This window comes from Streptomyces sp. RK9 (genome assembly GCF_045070545.1).
In the GTDB taxonomy this organism is placed as follows: domain Bacteria; phylum Actinomycetota; class Actinomycetes; order Streptomycetales; family Streptomycetaceae; genus Streptomyces; species Streptomyces alboflavus.
Genome location: NZ_CP173703.1, coordinates 178,778 through 199,911 on the forward strand (window position 1 = coordinate 178,778; position 21,134 = coordinate 199,911).

The following is a 21,134-nucleotide window of genomic DNA, read 5'->3' on the forward strand; positions in this document are numbered from 1 at the left end:
GACTGGGCGGCACTGCTTGTTCCGGGGGCACGACTTGGTTCGGGGGGACGATCCGATGCGTGAACGACGCGACGACCTCGGCGACATCGTCGTCATGGGCTCGCTCGTGATGGACCGCAAGTACTTCAGCGCGGGCACCCACACCGCGGCCGCGGGCCGCCGGACGCAGGCGGTCTGGAGCGTGGAGCGGCATCACGGCGGCGTGGGCCGCAATGTCGCGGTCAATCTGGCCAGGCTGGGAGCCCGGCCGACCTTCGTGGGCCTGTCCGGGTTCGGCCCGGACGCCGAGGCCCTCGAGGACGAGCTGACGCGCCTCGGCGTCCGGCTCCAGGTGCTGCGCACCGACGGCGGCGTCGGCCGCTTCGACGTCACCCTGGACGGCCTGCGCCGGCAGATCACCTCGCGCATCGCCCTGCCCGACCCGGCGGCGGCACACGCCCTGCGCGGCCCCGCCCTCGACACCCGTGTGGCCCGCGCCCGGGCCGTCGTCGCCGAGGGCGGCCTCGACGAGGACCTGCTGACCTGGACGTCCCACCAGGCCCGACGGCACGGCGCGCTCATGTGCTGCATGCCCACACGCCAGGCCGACTTCGGGCCGCGCCCCCACCTCCTGCCGCTGTACGACGTCCTGCTCCTGAACGCGCGCGAGGCCCGGCACCTCCTGTGCCGGGCCGGGGCGCCCGCCGAGCAGGCCGCGCGGCTGCGTCATCTGGGCCCCCGCGTGGTCGTGGTCACCTCGGGCGCGGACGGGGCCGCCGTGGCCTCGGCGGAGCGCGACGAGGTCCTGTTCCTGCCCGCCGAGCCCGGCGCCTGCGCGGACGACACGGGCGCGGGCGACGCGCTCGCGGCCGCCTTCGTGCTGGGGCTCAGCACCGGCGCGAGCCCCCGGGCCGCCCTCGCCCAGGGGCTGCGGGCGGCCCGGGTGACCATCGGGTGCCGGCAGAGCACCTGCCGTGCCGTGTCGGCGGCCTCGGGTCTCAAGGCGCGATGAACCGCTTGGTGGAGCCCACCCGGTGGGCGCGCATCGTGATGCCGTCCTCCGCGAGCCCCCGCGCGATGGTCTCGTCGTCGTACGCGGCGACTCCGGCGTCGGTGAGGATCTGGTAGTCCGTCGAGTGCATGGCGATCTCTCCCAGCCGCGCCTGCCTGATCTCCCCGACGTTGTGGCCCTCGTAGCCCGCGGGCAGCTCGTACGCGCGGTCGGCGAGGCAGGCGAACATCAGCAGGTGGTAGTCGCCCTGCTCCCACTTGCCGGTGAACTCGTAGACGGCGAAGAGGGAGCAGGACTCCACCGCGATGCCGGTCTCCTCACGGGCCTCCCGCAGCGCGGCGGCCTCGGCGGCCTCCCCGCGCTCGATGCCACCGCCGGGCAGCAGCCAGCTCCCGGCGTACGGGCCCTTCAGCTGGTGGATGAACGTCACGGTCCCACCGGGGCCGGGAACCACCAACAGCGCCGCGGGCAGCGCCTCTGCGAATCGGCTCATCGTGCTCTGCGTCCTCGTTCCGTCGTCGTCGAGCGCTCGGTCGGTCATCGGTCGTGCCGTACGTGCTCGGTCAGTACTCGGTCGGCCGGCCCTCGGGCGGGATGACCAGGGCCAGGCCTATACGTTGCCCCTCCACCCTGCCCTTGCGGTAGTAGGGCTCGGTGCGTGTGGTGAAACCATAGGTCGCAAGCGCCTGGCCGGGGTTGGACAGGTCCGGGCCGCAGACGACCACCTTCGAGCGGACGTCGAAGGCCATCGCCTCCCGCACCAGGTCCGCGCTCGGTTCGTCGCACTCGATGTACGCGACGAACTCGCCCCGGGCCTTCAGGGAGTAGCGGACCGACCTGATCGGGTGACCGGCGCCGCGCAGGTGCGCGTACATCAGGTACTCGTTCTGGAAGCTCATCAGGGTGAGCCCCGACTCGGCGCCCGCCACGATCGTCGGCATCGGCGCCCCCGGCGTGGCGAAGACACCGGTCACCGTGAGGACGTTGCTGCGCCGGGCCTCCGCGTAGTAGCCCTTGAACTCCCCGAAGGGGCCCTCGACTTCGTCCTCCTCGTGGATGAGGCCGGTGATGACGTGGGTCGCGTCGTCCGGCACCGGCGGGCTGCCCGACACGCCGATGCGGTGGCCGAGCAGCCGCGAGGCGATGTCGTAGTCGTCGCCCTCGGCGGGGAGGCGGGACGCCGCGACGACGGTGACCGCCGGGTCCGCGCCGAGGAAGACCGAGATCGGCATGGGGCGGCCGGTCGCCAGCCACTCCCGCAGGTTGCGGTGTCCGTCGGTGCGCGGGTCGAGGAAGATCCGGGCCCGGTCGGGGCCCACCACCTGGGCGCGGTAGAACCCCATGTTGACGCCGCCGCCGTCCGGGCGGGTCGTCACGCCGACCCCCGCGGTGAGGTAGGGCCCCGCGTCGCCGGGTCGGTGCTGGAGCAGCGGCAGTTCGGCGAGCAGGCCCGGCACGTCCCGCCGGACCACGACGCCCTGGCCGGGCACGGGCTCGGTGGGGACGGGACGGGCCAGCCGGTCGGCCATCTCCGGCAGGTGCTTCTCCTCGGACGTGGTGAGCGCCGCCAGCAGGACGGCCCGCGGATAGGGGTGGCACAGGACGCGCGCCCCCGGCCGTTCGGTGAGGTGCGTGAACACCACCGTGGGCCGGGAGCCGTGCGTCCGCTCGATGTCGGCGACGGTGCGGGCCGCCTCGACGCGGGTGCTGACCGGGGCGTCGTACGTGTACAGGTCGACGGCGTCGTAGCAGCCGGGCAGGCCGATCTCGGCGGCGCAGAGGACGCGCGTGAGGCCGCTGCCGGGGAAGTCGCCCCCGGTGTGCCGCTGTCCGCTTCCTCCGGCCGTGTCCGCGCTCAGGTCCGTGCTCATGTCCGCACCCGCAGTGCGGCCGGGAACGGGCGGCAGTCGGCGGTGGACTCGCGGGCCGTCTCCCAGGGGAAGACGATCCAGTCGTCGATGACGGCGGCGCAGTACTCGGGCACGTAGGAGCTCCGGTGGTTGCGGACGACCGCGGCGAACCTGACGTCGTCCGCCGCGACACCCGCGGCCGCGAGATGGTCGAGGACCACCGCTGCCGTCTCGCCGGTGCCGACGATGTCGTCGACGACCAGGACCCGCCGGCCAGCGCCGAGCGGCAGCGGGGTCGCGCTGTCGATGACGGGCGGGTTCTTCGTGGCGTACCGGCTGTCGTCGGCGGTGCGCCGGACGCGTACGACATGCGTCACGGGGACGTCGAGGGCGCACGTCAGATGCCCGGCGGGGGTGAGTCCGCCGCGGGCGAGCGCGAGCACCGCGTCGGGCACGAAGCCGTCGGCGCGCACCTGGTCCGCGAGGTCGTCGACGAGCATGCCGAAGGAGGCCCAGTCCAGGAGGTAGGGCCCCTGCCGCGACCACATGGCGGGCGCCGCGTCCTGGGCGCGTGACTCCTGGGCGAGGGGGGTGTCCGTCATGTCCGTACCGCCTCCGCGACGTGGTCGACATCGATCTGCACCGAACGCTCCCGGGCGTGCGGGCCGTTCTCCGCGCGGCCCGCGCCGGTGACGCGGATGAACTCGGCCTTCTCCCGGAAGGTCGCCAGGTCGGGCGCCCCGGAGTAGCTCATCGCCGACTGCACGCCGCCGACGAGCTGACGCAGCGTCGTGGCCAGCGGGCCGGACGCGGGGAAGGTCGCCTCCACGCCCTCGGGGACGTAGTCGTCGACCTCCTCCTGGGTCACCTTGCCGCCGTTCGCCCGGCGCAGCGTCAGCTCCATGCCGAGCGACACGAAGCCGTTGCTGACGCGGTACGCCCGCCCGTCGCGCTCCACGGGCGTGGCGGCGCTCTCGTCGGCGCCCGCGAGCGCGGAGCCGAGCATCACGGCGTGCGCCCCCGCGGCCAGGGCCTTCGCCAGGTCGCCTGCCTGCCGGATGCCGCCGTCGGCGATGATCCGCACGCCCGCGCCTGCCGCCGCGGCGGCGCAGTCGAGCACCGCGGTCAGCTGTGGCACACCGGTCCCGGCGACGAGCCGCGTCGTACAGACGCCACCGGGGCCGATGCCGACCTTCACCGCCTGGGCGCCCGCCGCCGCGAGGTCGCGCACACCCGCGGCGGTCGCCACGTTGCCCGCGACGAGCGGGATCCGGGGGTAGGCCGCGGTCAGTTCCCGCACGGTGTCGATGACCTGGTCGCTGTGGCCGTGCGCCACGTCGACCAGGAGGAGGTCGACGCCGAGCGCGGCGAGCGCGCGGGCACGCTCCCGCCAGTCCCCCGTGACACCGACCGCGGCGCCCACCACGAGGCGCCCGTCGGTGTCCAGCGTCGCCCGGTCCTTGTCCTCGGCGCCGGGCTGTACGGACTTCACGGCGTCGAGCTGCTGCGCCTGCTGGGCCACGGTCTGCATGCGGTGCAGTATGCCGACGCCGCCCTGCAGGGCCATGGCGCGTGCCATCCGGTCGCCCGTGCACCACTGGGTGTTGGCGGAGATCACGGGCAGCCGCAGTCGCAGGCCCGGGAGGAGTTCCGTCGCCGGGTCGGCCCGGCGTCTGCTGGTGAGCGCCGTGCGCTGGGGCACGAGCAGGACGTCGTCGAAGCTCAGGCCCGTCCGTGGCGGGTCGGTGATGCGCATGGGTGCGGTCCCCTCTCGCTGGTCTCTTCGGATCCTTCTGGTCTCTTCGGATCCTTGGGAATTGCCGCTCGTCGACTGGGCTCGGCGGCCGCTGCGGTTCCGGCGGGCCCGGCGGGGGCGGGTCGGCCCCGCCGCCCGCCGGGCCCGCCGGACCGGGTCAGTGCCGGTTGTCGCCGGTGAGGGCCGTGAGCTCCTGGCGCAGGCCGGTGTCCTTGAGGGCGCCGCGCCACACCGCCGTGGTCATCGTGGCGGGGGTGCGGACGCCGCGCATGGCCATGCACAGGTGCTCGCCGCGGCCGATGACGGCGACGTCGGGCGAGCCCGTCAGCTTCTCGATGTCGTCGGCGATGTCCTGCGTCAACTGCTCCTGGGACTGGAGCCGGTGGGCGTGCTGGTGCGCGACCCGGGCGAACTTGCTCAACCCGAGGATGTGCTCGCGCGGCAGATAGCCGATGGTGACGCGGCAGGAGAACGGAAGCAGGTGATGCTCGCACAGCGACCACACGTCGATCCCGGACACGGCGACCAGGCTGCCGCTCGCCGTGGTCTCGAAGACCGTGTCGACGGAGCCCGGGTCGTGCTGGGTGAACTCGCGCCACCAGCGCGCGAATCGCCTGGGTGTGTCGCGCAGTCCGTCGCGCTGCGGGTCCTCCCCGATCTCCACGAGCAGTCGGCGGGCGATGTCCTCCAACGGATCCGGCCCGTGCGCCTCGCCGCTCAGCGCCGCCTCCTCGGCCAGGACCTCTTCCTCGGCAAGTACCTCGATGCTGCTGGTCATCAGACCCCCCGTTTGTTTCCCCAGATGTTCACGTGCAGCCTTCCGGACAGATTCCATTTCCGTGCGATCACCGCGTCCGCCAACGTGCGGATACCGAGGTCGATTTCCTCGGGCGACTGCCCCCTCGGCATGATCCAGACATTGCGCAGTCCGAATTCCGTCACGAACGCGTCGACTTCGTCGAGATCGCTTGTGTCGCCGCAGACGAACTTGAACGCCGCGTTCGGAAGATGCGCGAAGCACTTGAGTGCCTCGGGGACCTTGCGGCGGTGTTCGGCCACTCCGGAGTGGGCGAGCTTCGGCGACACGTTGAAGCGCGCTCCGGTGGCCACCAGGTCGGTGGCGGGAAGGACGGTGCCGTTCGTCTCGAATTCCACGGCGACGCCGTGCGCCCGCAGCGCGCGGACCGTCGGCAGCACCCGGTCCTGCTGGCTGAGCGGCTCACCGCCGGAGATGACGATCAACTCGACGCCGAATCCGAGGAGCCGCTCCGTCACCTCGTCGGCGGGAAGCGCGTGCAGCTCGTCGGCCGCCCGGTAGGCGATCCCGGTGTCCGACTCGCCCTTCCAGTCCCAGGTGTACGGCGTGTCGCACCACCGGCACGTCAGATTGCAGCCGCCGAGCCTGAGGAACGCGCACGACCTTCCTGTGGAAGGCCCCTCGCCCTGGACGGCGCTAGGTGGGTCCGAAGATCTCGTTGACCACGAGGCTCGGAACCGACATTGGCATCACCCCCTTCGCGCCCGCGCGGGGGCGCCTCGCATCGCGTGCCGGAGCCGTCCGCCGTGCCCGGCGCGTCGGCGGTCAGTCGTCCGCATGAGCCGTGCGCGCGGCGACGGCCGTCGCGGGCCGGTAGGTCGCCCAGGTCTTCGGTGTCTCCGAGACCCGCACGGCGGTGAGTTCCGGATAGTCGCCGGTCCAGGTCTGGTAGATCCACAGGGCGATGTTCTCCGCCGAGGGATTCCGGTCACCACCGATGGCGTCGTTCAGGTGCCGGTGGTCCAGCGTCTCGTCGAGCCATTTCTTGAACTGCCCGAGTTCTCCGTAGTCGCGTACGAATCCGGGCTCGGTCAGATCGTCGGCCCCGGCGGAGAGTTCGAGCACCACGATGTAATTGTGTCCGTGCAGCCTCCCGCAAGGATGGTCCGGAGGCAGGTGGGCCAATTGGTGACTGGCCGAGAAGTGGAATTCCTTCGTGATGGAGAACAAGCCCTCACTCCTTTTCTCGTCCGGGCACACCGCACCGCGGTGACCGGGCGGACTTTTTCACCACTGCTGCACTGCACGTCCCGCGGCGTCTGTCTGCCGCGTCGGAAGAAGAAGGGGAGCGGAGGCGACAGCGCGGTTCGCCTCCGCGAGGAAAGGCCCCACCACGGCTCGCTGCCGGATGCGGGGCGACGCGGATGATGGCTGGTGCTGACCCTCCCCCTTGGGTTTCACCACCGCGGAAAGGGCGCCGACACGGTCAGCGCCCCGAGCCCTCGGGGCCGCCCCTGGCCCCGTACTGGCACGACTGGCGCGAGGCGGGTCCTCCCGCGTACGGGAGGGAACGCGCGCCGCCTCAGGCACAGTCCGGCACAGGCCGGTGTGCGCACACCATCGTCGTACAACCGACGCGGTCAGCACAGGAGGGTATTGGGCGCGTGGACGGCGCGAACCCGCGGGTGCCGAGCGGCGCAGAACGGCGCAGTGCGCTTCGCGGGGGCGCTCTCGCGCACACCCCGCCGTGCGGCACGAGTGCGCCGGCGGCGGACGGCGGCCGGGCTCACCGCGGGCCCGGTGGCGCGTGCCGCAGGTAGGCGAGGACCGCGCTGACCCTGCGGTGCAGTTGCGGTATCTCGGCGAGGCCGAGCTTGGCGAAGGTGGAGTTCACGTGCTTCTCGATGGTCGACTCGGACAGGCGCAGGGAGTCGGCGATCGCGCGGTTGGTCTTGCCCTCCGCCATGTGCCGCAGGACGTCGAGCTCCCTGCGGGTGAGGCGGGACAGGGGCGCGTCGGCGCCGCGGGCGTGGCTGCCCATGAGGACCTCCACGATGCGCGGGTCGACGACGGAACGTCCGGCGGCGACCTCGTGCAGGGCGCGCAGGAGTTCGTCGACCTCGCCGATGCGCTCCTTGAGGAGGTAGGCGAGGCCGTCGGTGCCGCGCCGGAACAGCTCGAAGGCGTAGTTCTCGTTGGCGTGCTGGGAGAGCACGACGACGCCGATGCCGGGGTGGGCCTCGCGGATGGCGTGGGCGGCGGTGATGCCCTCGGTGTGGTGGCTCGGCGGCATCCGGATGTCGGCGACGACGACGTCGGGGCGCAGGCGGGCGACGGCGTCGAGGAGTTCGGCGGCGGTGCCGACGGCGGCGAGGACGTCGGCCTCGCCGGTGTCCTCCAGGAGGCGGCGGGTGCCCTCGCGCACCAGGTAGTGGTCCTCGGCGATGACGACGCGCAGCGGGCCCTGGGGGCCGGGCGCGGGCCTGGGTTCAGGCACGGGTGTCCTCCCTGACGTGTTCCGGGAGCCGGGCGCGGATGACGGTGCCGGTGCCCGCGCGGCTGGTGATGGTGAGTTCGCCGCCCACGGCCTCGGTGCGGTCCCGCATGCCGGTCAGGCCGGAGCCGTGGGTGGTGGCGGTGGGAAAGCCGGTGCCGTCGTCGGTCACCTCGACCTGGAGGCGGCCGTCGGAGCGGGTGATGCGGACGGTGACGTGTCCGGCGCAGGCGTGCTTGAGGACGTTGGTGAGTGCTTCGGAGACCAGGTAGAAGGCGGACTCCTCGATGTCGAGGGCGAAGCGCACGCCGGCCAGGGACTGCCCGCTCTGGACGGTGACGGGGATGGGCATGCGGCGGGCGCAGGAGGTGACGGCGGCGACGAGGCCCTGGTCGGTGAGGATCGGCGGGTGGATGCCGTGGGCGAGTTCGCGGAGTTCGTCGATGACGCGGTAGGCGTCGTCCTGCATCTCGGTGAGGGCGCTGTCGATGCCGCCGCCGCGGTGGAGCCGGTTGCGGGCGAGGGCGAGCTTGGCGACGAGGGCGACGAGGTCCTGCTGGATGCCGTCGTGGAGGCGGCGTTCGATGCGGCGGCGCTCGGTGTCCTGGGCGTGCACGATGCGGGCGCGGGACGCGGCGAGTTCGGCGGCCTGGCGCTGCATCTCGTCGGCGTGGGCGCACAGTTCGGCGGCGAGCCGGACGTTGTGCACGGCGAGGGCGGCGGAGCGGGCGAGGGTGCCGCCGATGGCGTGGTCCTCGGGGGTGGAGCGGCCCTCGGTCCTCGGGCCGTACTCGATGAGGCCGAGGGTGTCGTCGCCGTAGAAGAGCGGGAACTGCTTGACGGGCCGTGCCGCGGCGGGCCGTTCGCCGGACTCGGCGGTGGACACGGGCAGCCCGTTCCCGCCGAGGCGGACGCGCACCCATCTGAGGCCGAGGCCCTCGCGCAGGCCGGTGGCGAGCTGGGGGGCGAGGCGGTCGAGGTCGTAGGCGTGTTCCAGGGTGGTGCTGAACTGGACGAGGAGTTCGAACCTGCTCAGGCGCTTGCCGAAGACGCGCCGCTCGACGAGCGTGTTGAGCCGGTCGCGCAGGGGCCGGAACAGGGCGGTGGCGACGACGGCGACCAGCAGGGACAGGCCGACGGGGAAGAACAGCCCGGCGGTGAGCCCGAGGGTGAGGGCCATGCCGAGGTACCAGCTGTTGATGATGAACCACAGCGAGCCGTAGACGGCGGAGGGCCGCAGCACGATGTCGACGCCGAGCAGCCGGTGCCGGAAGGCGGCGTAGACGAGGGTGACGGAGATCGAGATGTAGGGCAGGGCGCCGAGCAGCGCACCGATGAAGAAGAACATGCCCTCTTCGCCCTGCCAGGAGCGGAAGAGCCGGGTGGCGGCCCGGGCCAGCAGGACGGTGGCGCCGAGCGCGGCCCAGGGCAGCAGGGCGGCGATGTCGGCGCGGCCCGCGGCCCGGGCGCGCAGGCAGCGCACGGTGAGGAGGGCGGCGCCGATGCCGGGAAGCCAGGCCTCGGGGTAGTAGAAGACGATGTAGTAGACGATGTGCTGCGGGACTCCGGCCAGCGGCAGCAGGATCGGCAGGGCGAGCAGGCCCCACAGGGCGCGCAGGACGCGGCGTTCGTAGCGGAAGGCGTAGCGTCCGTCGGGCAGCAGGGCGAGCAGGCGCAGGATGATGATGCTCACCGCGAGGTTGCACATCTCGTGGGTGATCTGCAGGCCGAGGTCGAGCGGAAGGACCGGGCCGACGACCTTCGGGCGCAGGTGCCAGCCGAGCTCACGGATCATCAGGTTCGTGGTGTGGCGCACGGCGATGGCGACGGACAGCCAGGTGCCGAGCAGCAGGAGGCGGCGGGCCACGGGGCTCGACGGGGCGTGCCACCAGGTGAAAAGCCCGGCGAAATAGCACGGTAGTACGGATCCGAGGACCCAGGGCAGAACATACCGGTTCTCCAACTGCGTTGTCCCGATAAGCGTTGCCCAGAGCATGAACACTCCGCCACTTACCGCGACAAGGCACATCCCCCTGCTTCTGCCTGCCACGGGCGTCATTATCGGCCGTCGTCACGACGGTCGTCCACGGAAATAATCCACCGCGTATGGAGGAAAACCGCCATACGGTTTGGGGGGTGCCCGGGTGCCGCGGAATGGCGCCGGCGAGAAGACTCGGAACTCAATCGCCGGCGCGGATTCCTCGAGAACGGGTGGCTGTCATGAGTCGTAGTTCCGGTCCGGAAGTGGTCGTGTGGGACACCACGTACGCCTGCCCGCTGCGGTGCTCGCACTGCTATTCGGAATCGGGGCGGCGGCCGTCGCGGCAGCTCGGTCCTGAGGACATGCTGCGGGTCGCGGACGCGCTCGTCGCGCTCGGGCCTCGGGTCGTGGCGCTGTCCGGAGGCGAACCGCTCGTCGTCCGGGGCGTGTTCGACGTCGCGGAGCGGCTGCGGGCCGGCGGGGTGAAGCTGTCGATCAACACCAGCGGCTGGGTGATGAACCGGGCGCTCGCCGAACGGCTCGCGGACCGGTTCGACGAGGTGATCGTCAGCCTCGACGGGGCGACGCCCGAGGTGCACGACCGCATCCGGGGCCGCAAGGGTTCCTTCGACCGGGTCCTTGCGACGTTGGCACTCCTCGACGAGGTGGCGGGGGAACGGAGCGCGGCCGCACGGGGGCGGCTGCGCTTCGGCATCGACTGTGTGGTGATCCGCAGCAACTTCCCGCAGTTGGAGGCCTTCGCCGCCGACATCGCCCACCGGTTCCCGCACCTGACCACCCTGGGGTTCAACGCCGCCGTGCCCGAAGGCCTCGCCAGCCGCCCGGAGTTCTGCGCGCACGAGCTCCTCGACGACGACCAGGTCGCCCGTCTGACCAGTGCGACGCTCCGCTCCCGGCTGCGCGACCTGGCGCCGCCGTCGGTGTCCGTCGACACCACGGACAACATGAACCTGGTGATGAACCCCGAGCGCGTGGCCCGGCGCGTCGACACCCTGGTGATGCAGGTGGAGCCGGACGGCCTGGTGCGGGGGATCCCCGTGTACGAGGGCACGGTCGGCAGCCTCCTGGAGGAGCCGGGGTCGGTGCTGTGGGAGCGCACGCTCGCGCGACTCGAGGATCCGTTCGTCGTGGAGACCCTGTCCTCCGTGCGCTCCATGGGGACCTGGGCGGAGGCCGTCCGGCTCATGGACCGCCGCTTCGGGAGCGCCGAGGACCTCGCCCGCTTCGACCGGCGTTCGGTCCGCACGAATCCGCCTGAATTCATCACTCCGGCCGCGGTGACCGCCCAGGGGGCGGCGGGGCGGCACTCCGCCTGACGTCGCGGATATTCCATCGTCATATCGCCTTCGCGCAACAGCATTCCGCGCAGGACACCGGTCGGCCATTGCCCCGCCGTCACCCCTCCGCTTCCGGCCCGCCACCCCTTCCTCCCGCTGTCCAGAAAGCAGCCGACTTCTGTCCGGAACTCGCCCGTATTCCGCCCCAGTTCTCCCCCGGATTCCCCGCGTCACCCAGTCCCCGAGCCGCCGCCCGCAGCGGGTCCGGCTCCTCATTCCGGCCGAAAGGACCGCGCCATGATGAAACTTCAGGACTACGACCGCTTCTACCGCGCGGACCCGGACTTCTTCGAATTCCCGGAGCGACTGGCCGACGACGCCGCGGACCGGCTGTCCGCCGTCCTGCGCGAACCGCCGCGCGGCTGGGAGCGCACGGAGGCCGGCTGGTGGGTGCGGCTGCGGCCGCCCGGCGCGCGCACGGCCGGCCAGGGCTGGCGGATCCACGTCTCGGTGACGCTGCCGCAGCTGGAGCGCACGGCGGAGATCGTCCGGGAGTACTGCGTGCACCGGGGCCTCGCCTGCGACCTGGTCCGCGGCGTGACCGCGGCCCGCGCCCTCGCCGACGTCCGCGCCGACCGCCTCACCAGCGCCGACCTGTTGGTCCTGCACCCGGACGACGAGGCCGGGCTCGCCACCGCCCTCGGGGACCTGACCGCGCTCCTCGAACCGCTGCCGGGACCGTACGTCCCGGGCGCGCTGCGGCACGGCCCGGGCCCGCTGTACGTGCGCTACGCCGCCGCGGAGGACCGGCGATGTCCCGCCGGCGGCCACCCGACCGCCCCCGGCGACGAGCACGACCTGGTGCCCGCGCTCGAACGGCCCGACGGCACCCTCGTGCCCGAGGACCGGCGCCCGGTCTTCCGCCTCCCGGACTGGGTCGCCCTGCCCGAGGTCCTGCACGCCGACCTGGAGGCCCTGCTCGCCCCGCCGCGGTCCCCGTTCCCCTACCTCGGTGTCCGGGCCGTGTCCCTGACCACCGGCGAGGGCACGTACCGCGCCACCGCGTCCGACACCGACCGGCCCGTCCTCCTGCACGAGGCACGCCCGCACGCCGGCCTCGACGTGCGCGGCGACGACGCCGTCACCCGCCTCACCCGCGAACGCGCCCTCCTGGAACGCCTCGCGGACCTGGACTGCGTGCCCGACGTCGTCGGCCGGCACGTCCGGGCGGGGCACCACTTCCTCGCCGTCGAGGCCCCCGAGGGCCGCACCCTCGCCGAGGCCGCTGCCGCCGCCTTCCCGCTGACCACCGAGGCCCGGGCGCGGAGCGAGGCCGCGGACTACGCGAAATGGGCCCTCGACGTCGCCGACCGCGTCGCCGACGCCCTGACCGCCCTCCAGCGGCGCGGCGTACGCCTCGGCGAGCTCGACCCGGAGCACATCGTCCTGCGCCCCGACGGCCGCGTCGTCCTCACCCGGCTGCGCACGGCCACCGACCTCACGGACGACCGGCCCCCGACGGTCGGCGAGGAAGGCTTCACCGCGCCGGTCGGCCTGCGCGGCGCCGCCGCCCACAGCCACCTCCTCGACGCGCTGCGGCTGTGGCTCCTCCTTCCCGTGCCGCATCGCGACCCCGCGACGCTGCGCGTCCTCACGGAGACGGTCGACGAGCTCTACCCGCTGCCCCCGGACTTCGGCGCCACCCTCCTGTCACGCCTGCGCCGGGGCGCGCGGCCGGGCGACACCGACCGCGCCGACGCCGCGGACGACGCCCGGGCACTCGCCGCGGAGCAGCCCGACTGGCCCGCCCTCCGCGAGCGCCTTGTGGCCGGACTGCACGCCATGGCCACGCCCGAGCGCACCGACCGGCTGTTCCCCGGCACGCCGTTCGGCCCGGCGTCGCTCGGCGGGACGTCGTTCGGCCATGGCGCGGCCGGTGTGCTGTACGCGCTGCACCGGGTGGGGGCGCCCGTCCCGGGCGCGTACGCCGACTGGCTCGCTGACGCGGCGACCCGCGACCCCGACCCCCGGCCCGGCCTCCTCGACGGCCTGCACGGCGTGGCCCTCACCCTGGACCTGCTCGGCCACCGCGACCGCGCCCTCGCCGTCCTCGAACGCTCCCGTCCGCTCGACGCCCGCGTGGTCCGTCCCGACCTCGCGGGCGGCCAGGCCGGGATCGCCCTGAACCTGCTGCGGTTCGCCCGCGTCACCCACGACACCGCGCTGCACGACGCGGCCCTGCGCATCGCCGACGACCTCGCCGCGCTCGTCGTGGACGGCCCGCCCGCGCCCCGGACCGGCACTCCCCCGCCCTACGGCCTGCTGCACGGCCCGGCCGGGATCGCCCTGCTCTTCCTGCACCTGTACGAGGACGGCGGCGGGGCCCGCTTCCTCGAACTCGCCGACCGCGCGCTCGGGTTCGACACCGCCCGGTGCGCGACCGGACCCGACGGCGCCCTCACGCTCTTCGACGGCACCCACCACCTGCCGTACCTGCACGGCGGCAGCGGCGGGCTCGCCTTCCCGCTGCGGGCGCTGCTGCGCCGCCGCCCCGACCCGGGCCTCGCCGCCACGCTCGACGCCGTGCGGCACACCTGCCGCGCCCTGTACGTGCGCAACGCCGGGCTGCTGCGCGGCCGGGCGGGCGCCGTCGCCGTGCTCGCCGCCATGGAAGGACCCGGCGACCGGGAGGCCGCGCGCGCCCAGGTGCGCCGCATGGCCTGGTACGCGCACTCCTACCGCGGGCAGCTCGCGTTCCCCGGCTTCCGGATGCTGCGCCTGTCCGCGGACCTCGCGACCGGCGCGGCGGGGGTCCTGCTCGCCCTCGACTCCGCGTTCGAGGGGGGCGGGTCCGTCCTGCCCTACCTCGACCCGCGGTCCCCGTCCGCACCAGCAGACGGGAGGAGGTGATTCTCGGATGTCGGAGATCTTGGACCTGCAGGAGCTCGAGGAGGAGACCCCCTCCCTGTGGCCCTGCGCCAACAGCTCGCACAGCAGCATCGGCATGGGCTGACGCGCGCCGCACCACGCGTCCGCCCGCCACCCACAGCGACCGTCCCAAGGAGGTGACACACATGGCGGAGATCCTGGAACTGCAGGAGCTCGAGGAGGAGGCCCCCTCCCTGTGGCCCTGCGCCAACAGCTTCGAGAGCGCCCGCGGCGTCGCCTGACGCACAGCTTGCCACCCCGATAGCCCTCCGGCCGTGGCCCCTCTCGGCCGGCGGGCGACCGGTGCCACCGGTGGCAGCCGGGGCTCCTGGACCTCTCCCGGTCCAGGAGCCCCGTGCGCCCCTGACCCCGCACCCCTGACTCCGCACCCCTGACTCCGCACTCCGCACGACTCCGGAAAGGAGCACGCACCATGCTCGCTCAGGGCCACCTCGTCGCCGACGACTGCTTCGTGGACGCGCTCGACCGCATCGACGACACCGGGCAGCGCTTCGCGCGCACCGGCAGTCCGGCTCCCTCGGGGTGGGTGCGAACGGAGCGCGGCGGCTGGATCAGCCTGCACCGCGACGGCGTCCCGCTGCCCCGGCAGGGCTGGAAGATCCACGCCTCGGCCACGGCGGACCGCGCCGAGCACGTCGTCAACACCGTCTGGGACCACTGCACCAGGCACTCCGTCAGCTTCAAGTTCCTGCGCAGCCCCGTGCTCCTCCACCACATGAACAGCAAGCAGGCGCCCCGCTCGGCCAGCGGCAAGCTCGTCACCGTCTACCCGGCCGACGAGCGGGAGCTGGAACGGACCCTGACCGGGCTCACCGCACTCCTCGGCGGGATCGAGGGCGCGTACGTCCTGAGCGACCTGCGCTGGCAGGACGGCCCGCTGTACGTGCGCTACGGCGGGTTCCACCTGGCCTACTGCTTCGCGCCGGACGGCGAGTACGTCCCGGCGATCGAGGGCCCCGACGGCGTCCTGCTGCCCGATGTGCGGGGCACGTCGTTCCGGGTGCCGCCGTGGGTGGAGCCGCCCGGCTTCCTCGCGGCGCGCATCGAGGCGTCCCGGGCGGCCGCGCCGGGCGGCTTCCCGTACCGGGTGGAGAAGGCGCTGCACTTCTCCAACGGCGGCGGGGTCTACCGCGCCGTGGACAAGAGCACCGGCCACCGCGTGGTGCTCCGCGAGGCGCGCCCGCACGCCGGCCTCGACGACCGGGGCGCGGACGCCGTGGCCCGGCTCGCGCACGAGCAGAAGATGCTGGAGCACCTCGCGGGGCTCGGCTGCGTGCCCGCGCTGCACGGCCGCGTCCGGCACTGGGAGCACCACTTCCTGGTGGAGGAGCTGATCGAGGGCGAGACCCTGCAGGAGGCGGTGGGCCGTCGGCATCCGCTGTTCCGGGACGGCACGGACGAGTCGGACGTCGCCGCGTACACGCTCTGGGCCCTGGGCCTCATCGGCCGCGTCGAGGAGGCGGTGGCCGAACTGCACGCGCGGGGCGTCGTCTTCGGGGACCTCCAGCCCGGCAACATCATGGTGCGCCCGGACGACAGCGTGTGCCTGGTCGACTTCGAGACGGCGTTCGAGGAGGCCGACGACCACCGGCCCGCCCTCGGCACGCCCGGGTTCACCGCCCGCTGGGCGCGATCGGGGCGGTCCGTGGACGAGTACGGGCTCGCCGCGGTGAGCCTCGCGCTGTTCTGTCCGCTGACACCGCTGCTGCGCTTCGACCGGGACAAGTACGTCCAGTTGACGGACTGGACGCGGGAGCGCTTCCCGGTGCGGCCCGAGTTCACCGCCGCGCTGCGCGAACGGCTCGCCCCGCCGCCGCACTGGCCGCGCGCCGACGACGACCTCCCGCCGGACGGCTCGCCCTGGCCGCAGGCGCCCGGCGCCGACGTCGGCCCCGCCCTGGACTCGCTGGCCGAGGCGATCCGGCTCAGCGCCACGCCGGAGCGCGAGGACCGTCTCTTCCCTGGCGACGTGCGGCAGTTCGACAACCAGGGCGCCTCGCTCGCGTTCGGCGCGGCGGGGGTCCTGCACGCGCTGCTCGTCTGCGGGTACGGCGAGGCCCCCGCGTTCGAGGGGGCCTTCGAGGAGTACGTGGACTGGCTGGCGGGGGCGGCCGAGCGCACCCGCTGGCCGCGCCCGGGGCTGTACGACGGGCTCGCGGGCGTCGCGTACGTCCTGGACGAGCTGGGCCGGACCGACCAGGGGCGCGCGGCCCTCGACCGGATCGACGGCATCGGGCTCGACCGGTGCGGCGCGGGGCTGTTCGGCGGCCTCGCGGGGATCGGTCTGGCGCGGCTGCGCTTCGGTGACGTGGACGCCGCGCGGGCTCTGGGGGAGCGTCTCGCGCGGACCGTCACCGGCGGGGGGCGGTTGCCGGGCCCGACCGACGCCGTGGGGCTCGCCCACGGCTGGTCGGGCCCGGCCCTGCTCTTCGTCCATCTGCACGCGGCGACGGACGACGACCGGTGGCTGCGCCTCGCGGAGACCGCCCTCGCCCGCGACCTCGGCCGCTGCGGTGCGCCGCGCGAGGGCCGGGTCCAGGTCAGGGACGGGCAGCGGTGGCTCTCGACCCTCGACCGCGGCAGCGCCGGGATCGGCTTGGTCCTCGACGCGTACGTCCGGCGCACCGACGACCCCTGCTTCGCACGCGTACGCGACCGCATCCGCGACGGCCTGGGCACGGAACTCCTGCTCTCCCCCGGCCTCCTGGACGGTCAGGCGGGGCTCCTGCACGCCACCGCCCATCTGACCGGCCCAGGCCCCGCACTGGCTCCGCACCTGCGCGGCCTGGGCCTCCACAGCGTGCGCTTCCGGGGGCGTCGGGCCTTCGCGCTCGACGGCCTGCTCCGCCTCTCCATGGACCTCGCCACCGGTACGGCGGGGGTGCTGCTCGCCGTGCACACCGCGCTGCGGGGCGGTCCGCGGGATCCGCGCCACACGGCGCTGCCGTTCCTGGACGCGCGGACGCCGGTCGGGGTGCCGAGGTGAGGCAGGGGGGTGTCGCCGTGCGGCGGGGGGCCCTCGCGTCCGACAGCCTCCGCCGCAACCGGGACTTCCAACTCCTGTGCGCCGGGCAGGGGTTGTCCCTGCTCGGCTCGGGCGCGTCCGCCATCGCGCTGCCGCTGCTCGTGCTGCGCTCCACCGGATCGCCGTTGCACGTCGGCCTGGTGGAGGCGGTGTGGACGGGTTCGCTCGCGCTCGCGTGCCTGCCCGCGGGGCCGATCGCCGACCGGTTCGACCGCCGCACGGTGCTGCTGCTCTGCGAGGCGGGCCGTGCGGTGGCGAGCGCGGCGCTCGCGGCGGCGGTCCTCGCCGGACTCGCGTCGCTGCCGGTGCTGCTGGTCGCGGGGGCGGTGCTCGGATTCCTCACCGCCCCGTTCAACGCGGCGGTGCTGCCGCTGGTGCGGGAGGTCGTGCCCGAGTCCAAGCTGCCCACGGCCCTCGCCGTCAACCAGGTGCGCGGACAGGCCGCCTACCTGCTGGGTCCCGTGGTCGGCGGCGCCCTGTTCAGCGTGGGGGCGAGCTGGCCGTTCTGGCTGGACTGCGCCTCGTACACGGTCTCGGTGGCTTGCGTCCTCGCCCTCCGGGTGCGTCCTGGCGCGCCGCCGGGGGCGCGGGAGGGCTGGTGGCCGTCGTTCACGACGGGGCTGCGCTTCCTGTGGCGCCAACGTCTGCTGCGGCGCCTGACGTTGGTGGCGTCGGCGCAGAACTTCGTGTTCGACGGGGTGTATCTGGCGATCGTGGTGACCACGGCCCGGCAGGGGGTGTCGGCGCTGTCCGTCGGGATGGTCACGGCCACTTCGGCGGTCGGGGCGATGGCCGGGGTGATGCTGGCGCCGCTCGCGGGCCGGCGCCTGCGGCCGGCCACGCTCCTGCTCTCCACCGGTGTCGTGTGCGCGGTCCTGGTCGGCGCGATGGCCCTGACCTCGGCGGCGACGGCGCTCGCCGCGCTGCTCGCGGGGTGTGCCCTCGCGGTGGCCGTCTCCGGTTCGGTGATGACCCTCGCCCGGCTTCGCCACACCCCGGGCCACCTCCAGGGCCGGGCGAACAGCACGATCGGGCTGCTGTTCATGGCCACGCCGCCGCTGGGGGCGGCACTGGCCGGGGTGATGCTGGAGGGGATGCCGACGCCCGCGGTGTTCCTGGTCTTCGGGGGGCTGCTCGCGGTGCTGGCCGCGGTGTCGCCGGGCGAGGGGACGTTCCGGTCGCCCGGGGGCGAGCCGGAGATCCCGGAGAACGCGGCGGACGAGAGCCGCCCTTCACCGCCCCCACCTGCGACGCCGCAGGTCCCCCGGCCGGACGAGGCCGGTGACGCGCACATAGGATGATCTTCCGCTTTCCCGGAAGAAAGGCCTTGGCGCCCGAGGTGAACCCGCTCCGCCCGCACACCCTGTTCTCCTTCGGCACGCTCCTTGACGAGCGGGTCCAGACGTCCCTGTTCGGCCGGGCCGTCCCCAGCACCCCCGCCTCCCTCGCGGGCCACACCACCAGGCCGCTGCCGATCACCGACCCCGCCGTCATCGCCACCAGCGGCCTCGACGTCCACCTCACCCTGGCCCGCAGGCACGGCTCCGCGGTCGAGGGCGCCGTTCTGCACCTCACCGACGACGACCTCGCCGCGGCCGACGCCTACGAGGTCGACGACTACGTCCGCCGCCGGGTCCTGCTGTCGTCCGGGGAGAGTGCCTGGGCCTACCTGGACGCGAAGCCGCTGCGCCCGGCCGCCCGCATCGTGATCGTCGGCGACAGCATCGCGTACGGCCGCTGCGATCCCGACGGCGGCTGGGCGGCCCGCCTCGCGGCCACCCACATCGCCGCGAACGAGACCGAGCACCGGGTGTTCAACCTCGCCGTCCCCGGCAGCACCCTGCGCGACGTCAGCGCGCAGACGCCCGCCCTGCTCGCCCCGCGCCTGCCCGACACGCTCCTCGTCGCCGCCGGCATCAACGACTCCGCGCTCCCGCTCACCGGACCGGCGCCCGACGACTGGCTGACGGACCTCGCCGCCAGTCTGCGCGCACTGGCCGCCACAGCCCTGAGCCACAACGCGCGCCTCGTCGTCGCGGGACCGACGTGGGTCGACGAGTCCCGGACCCACGACTACGAAGGCCTGCGCTTCACCCAGGCCCGGGCCCTGGCGCTGCGCGCGTTCCTGCGGGACTGGTGCGCGGACCACCACGTCGACCACCTCGACGTGTGGGAGCCGCTGCGCGACAACGCCGGGCTCCTCGTGGACGGCCTGCACCCCACCGCCGAGGGCCATCAGGCGCTGCACCGGCACCTGTACGCCCTCAGCCGCTGACGTCCGGGCGCTCCCCCGCCCCGCGTCGCGCGCACAAGGTGCGGTCGTGCCTCTAGGAAGTGCGAGGCCCTGTCGTTACCCTCCGCCGCATGATTTCCACGGTGGTCTGGGGCACGGGCAATGTGGGGCGCGCGGCGATCCGCGCTGTCGACGCCCATCCGGCGCTGGAGTTGGCGGCCGTGGTGGTGCACGACCCCGCCAAGGTCGGCCGCGACGCCGGGGAGCTCGCCGGGCTCGGCCGGGGGCTCGGGGTCGCGGCCACCGAGGACGTCGACGCGGTGCTCGCCGCCCGGCCGCGGGCCGTGGTGTACGCGGCGTCCGGTGACATCCGCCCGGACGAGGCGATGGCCGACGTCATCAGGGCGATCGGCGCCGGGGCCGTCGTCGTGACGCCGTCGCTGTACGCGCTCTACGACAAGGTGGGTGCCCCGCCCGAACTGCGGGATCCGGTCCTCGCCGCGGTCGCGGCCGGGGGCGGCTCGCTGTTCGTGTCCGGCGTCGACCCGGGCTGGGCCAACGACGTGCTGCCGCTCCTGGTCAGCGGGCTCGGCACCACCATGGACGTGATCCGCTGTCAGGAGATCTTCGACTACTCGACGTACGACCAGGAGACCTCGGTCCGCGATCTCATCGGCATGGGGCACCCGATGGCGTACGAGCCGCTGATGCTCGCGGAGTCGGTGCCGACCATGGTGTGGGGCGGGCAGATACGGCTGATGTGCCGCGCCCTCGGCGTCGAACTCGACGAGATCCGCGAGACGGTGGAGCGCCGCCCGCTCGACGCGGCCGTGACCACCCGGACGATGGGGCGGTTCGAGGCGGGCACGCAGGGCGCGGTGCGGTTCGAGGTGCAGGGCATCGTCGCGGGCGAGCCCCGGATCGTCATCGAGCACGTCACGCGCATCCACCCCTCCTGCGCCCCGGACTGGCCGACTCCCCCGGACGGCGACGGCGCGCACCGCGTCCTCATCGAGGGCCGTCCGCGCATCGCGGTCACCGTCGAGGCGAGCGACGAGGGCGAGAACCGGTCGGCGGGCGGCAACGCCACCGCGGTGGGTCGCCTGGTGGGCGCCGTCGACTGGCTCGCGGCGGCGGAGCCCGGACTCTACGACGCCCTCGACGTCCCGCTGCGGCCCGCGGTGGGCAGCCTGGGAAGGAAGCTGCCATGATCATCGACATTCCCGAGGGCAAGGAACCGATCGGGTACGTGTGGGGCGAGATGGTCCCCGGCATCGGTGCCGCCGCCGCGAACTTCTCGATGGCGGTCTACGAGCACACGACCCTCGGACTGCGCGAGTTCGAGGCCGCGCGGCTGCGGACCGCGCAGATCAACGGGTGCGTCTTCTGCCTGGACTGGCGCACCGAGCGCGACGGGAAGAAGGTCGAGGACGGCTTCGCGGACGCGGTCACCGCGTGGCGCACGACCGACGCCTTCGACGACCGCACCCGGCTCGCCGCCGAGTACGCCGAGCGGTACGCCCTGGACCACCACGGTCTCGACGAGGCGTTCTGGGAGCGGATGCGGGCGCACTACAGCCAGGTGGAGATCGTGGAGCTGAGCATGAGCATCGGCTCGTGGCTCGCGTTCGGCAGACTCAACCATGTGCTCGGCATCGACAGCGTGTGCGTCCTGCCCACGCACTGACGGCTTCGCACGCCGACTCCCCTGCCGCGTACGGCTGTTGCCGTTCGGTGACATGACGGACAGAGCCGTGACATGCGCGGGGGCAACGGGTGCCGGGGCCCGCGGGTCGTACG

The 21,134-nt window shown here is 73.7% G+C and carries 16 protein-coding genes and 1 pseudogene; 8 read left to right on the top strand and 9 right to left on the bottom strand.

What is annotated here, in order from left to right; genetic code table 11:
- The first annotated feature begins 55 nt into the window (after positions 1–55).
- Positions 56–991, top strand: coding sequence for a carbohydrate kinase family protein (locus AB6L24_RS00810; protein WP_405650826.1), 936 nt, complete (start codon positions 56–58; stop codon positions 989–991).
- Here AB6L24_RS00810 and AB6L24_RS00815 read toward each other — a convergent pair.
- The 9 genes and pseudogenes from AB6L24_RS00815 to AB6L24_RS00855 all read right to left on the bottom strand — a co-directional run bounded on the left by AB6L24_RS00815 (position 978) and on the right by AB6L24_RS00855 (position 9,715).
- A complete protein-coding gene (locus AB6L24_RS00815; RefSeq protein ID WP_030356706.1) occupies positions 978–1,484 on the bottom strand; it encodes an NUDIX domain-containing protein in 507 nt (168 codons plus the stop codon). The genes AB6L24_RS00810 and AB6L24_RS00815 overlap by 14 nt on opposite strands.
- Before the next feature lie 70 nt (positions 1,485–1,554).
- Positions 1,555–2,862, bottom strand: coding sequence for a UbiD family decarboxylase (locus AB6L24_RS00820; RefSeq protein ID WP_405650828.1), 1,308 nt, complete (start codon positions 2,860–2,862; stop codon positions 1,555–1,557).
- Complete coding sequence (locus AB6L24_RS00825) at positions 2,859–3,443, bottom strand: phosphoribosyltransferase (RefSeq protein ID WP_405650830.1); 585 nt, start codon at positions 3,441–3,443, stop codon at positions 2,859–2,861. Before AB6L24_RS00825 ends, AB6L24_RS00820 begins: the two co-directional genes overlap by 4 nt.
- Positions 3,440–4,597 carry an IMP dehydrogenase gene (locus AB6L24_RS00830; protein WP_405650833.1) on the bottom strand — a complete coding sequence of 386 codons (1,158 nt, stop codon included), beginning with the start codon at positions 4,595–4,597 and terminating at the stop codon, positions 3,440–3,442. The genes AB6L24_RS00825 and AB6L24_RS00830 overlap by 4 nt, the downstream gene beginning before the upstream one ends.
- 157 nt (positions 4,598–4,754) lie before the next feature.
- Positions 4,755–5,375, bottom strand: coding sequence for a GTP cyclohydrolase I (gene folE / locus AB6L24_RS00835; RefSeq protein WP_405650835.1), 621 nt, complete (start codon positions 5,373–5,375; stop codon positions 4,755–4,757).
- A pseudogene (locus tag AB6L24_RS00840) lies at positions 5,375–5,986 on the bottom strand (radical SAM protein); the annotation flags it as partial. The gene folE and the pseudogene AB6L24_RS00840, both read right to left, overlap by 1 nt.
- A 193-nt stretch (positions 5,987–6,179) precedes the next feature.
- Positions 6,180–6,584 carry a 6-pyruvoyl trahydropterin synthase family protein gene (locus tag AB6L24_RS00845; RefSeq protein WP_405650837.1) on the bottom strand — a complete coding sequence of 135 codons (405 nt, stop codon included), beginning with the start codon at positions 6,582–6,584 and terminating at the stop codon, positions 6,180–6,182.
- Between the two features lie 556 nt (positions 6,585–7,140).
- Positions 7,141–7,851: a response regulator gene (locus tag AB6L24_RS00850; RefSeq protein ID WP_405650840.1), complete on the bottom strand. Its 711-nt coding sequence runs from the start codon at positions 7,849–7,851 to the stop codon at positions 7,141–7,143.
- A complete protein-coding gene (locus AB6L24_RS00855) occupies positions 7,844–9,715 on the bottom strand; it encodes a sensor histidine kinase (RefSeq protein WP_405650842.1) in 1,872 nt (623 codons plus the stop codon). The genes AB6L24_RS00850 and AB6L24_RS00855 overlap by 8 nt, the downstream gene beginning before the upstream one ends.
- Positions 9,716–10,068: 353 nt before the next feature.
- On the opposite strand from AB6L24_RS00855, the gene AB6L24_RS00860 reads away from it, so the two are divergent.
- The 7 genes from AB6L24_RS00860 (at position 10,069) to AB6L24_RS00890 (ending at position 21,021) form a co-directional block, all read left to right on the top strand.
- The gene (locus AB6L24_RS00860) at positions 10,069–11,166 is read left to right on the top strand and encodes a radical SAM protein (protein WP_405650844.1); all 1,098 of its coding nucleotides are present in this window, start codon (positions 10,069–10,071) and stop codon (positions 11,164–11,166) included.
- A 258-nt stretch (positions 11,167–11,424) separates the two neighbouring features.
- Entirely contained in the window at positions 11,425–14,037 is a 2,613-nt protein-coding gene (gene lanKC, locus AB6L24_RS00865; protein ID WP_405650846.1) for a class III lanthionine synthetase LanKC, read from the top strand.
- Positions 14,038–14,488: 451 nt separating this feature from the next.
- The gene (lanKC, locus tag AB6L24_RS00870; protein WP_405650848.1) at positions 14,489–17,062 is read left to right on the top strand and encodes a class III lanthionine synthetase LanKC; all 2,574 of its coding nucleotides are present in this window, start codon (positions 14,489–14,491) and stop codon (positions 17,060–17,062) included.
- Complete coding sequence (locus tag AB6L24_RS00875; protein WP_405650850.1) at positions 17,059–18,402, top strand: MFS transporter; 1,344 nt, start codon at positions 17,059–17,061, stop codon at positions 18,400–18,402. The genes lanKC (AB6L24_RS00870) and AB6L24_RS00875 overlap by 4 nt, the downstream gene beginning before the upstream one ends.
- Before the next feature lie 26 nt (positions 18,403–18,428).
- Entirely contained in the window at positions 18,429–19,376 is a 948-nt protein-coding gene (locus tag AB6L24_RS00880) for a GDSL-type esterase/lipase family protein (protein ID WP_405650852.1), read from the top strand.
- Between the two features lie 89 nt (positions 19,377–19,465).
- Complete coding sequence (locus AB6L24_RS00885) at positions 19,466–20,545, top strand: dihydrodipicolinate reductase (RefSeq protein ID WP_405650853.1); 1,080 nt, start codon at positions 19,466–19,468, stop codon at positions 20,543–20,545.
- The gene (locus tag AB6L24_RS00890) at positions 20,542–21,021 is read left to right on the top strand and encodes a carboxymuconolactone decarboxylase family protein (protein ID WP_380850476.1); all 480 of its coding nucleotides are present in this window, start codon (positions 20,542–20,544) and stop codon (positions 21,019–21,021) included. The genes AB6L24_RS00885 and AB6L24_RS00890 overlap by 4 nt, the downstream gene beginning before the upstream one ends.
- Positions 21,022–21,134: the final 113 nt, after the last annotated feature.

What these genes read in the sequence shown, in the direction of transcription:
- AB6L24_RS00890 (WP_380850476.1), top strand. Translation starts at nt 20,542, where the DNA reads ATGATCATCGACATTCCCGAGGGCAAGGAACCGATCGGGTACGTGTGG.
- AB6L24_RS00815 (WP_030356706.1), bottom strand. Translation starts at nt 1,484, where the DNA reads ATGAGCCGATTCGCAGAGGCGCTGCCCGCGGCGCTGTTGGTGGTTCCC.
- lanKC (WP_405650848.1), top strand. Translation starts at nt 14,489, where the DNA reads ATGCTCGCTCAGGGCCACCTCGTCGCCGACGACTGCTTCGTGGACGCG.
- lanKC (WP_405650846.1), top strand. Translation starts at nt 11,425, where the DNA reads ATGATGAAACTTCAGGACTACGACCGCTTCTACCGCGCGGACCCGGAC.
- AB6L24_RS00830 (WP_405650833.1), bottom strand. Translation starts at nt 4,597, where the DNA reads ATGCGCATCACCGACCCGCCACGGACGGGCCTGAGCTTCGACGACGTC.
- AB6L24_RS00885 (WP_405650853.1), top strand. Translation starts at nt 19,466, where the DNA reads ATGATTTCCACGGTGGTCTGGGGCACGGGCAATGTGGGGCGCGCGGCG.
- AB6L24_RS00810 (WP_405650826.1), top strand. Translation starts at nt 56, where the DNA reads ATGCGTGAACGACGCGACGACCTCGGCGACATCGTCGTCATGGGCTCG.
- AB6L24_RS00825 (WP_405650830.1), bottom strand. Translation starts at nt 3,443, where the DNA reads ATGACGGACACCCCCCTCGCCCAGGAGTCACGCGCCCAGGACGCGGCG.
- AB6L24_RS00860 (WP_405650844.1), top strand. Translation starts at nt 10,069, where the DNA reads ATGAGTCGTAGTTCCGGTCCGGAAGTGGTCGTGTGGGACACCACGTAC.
- AB6L24_RS00820 (WP_405650828.1), bottom strand. Translation starts at nt 2,862, where the DNA reads ATGAGCACGGACCTGAGCGCGGACACGGCCGGAGGAAGCGGACAGCGG.
- folE (WP_405650835.1), bottom strand. Translation starts at nt 5,375, where the DNA reads ATGACCAGCAGCATCGAGGTACTTGCCGAGGAAGAGGTCCTGGCCGAG.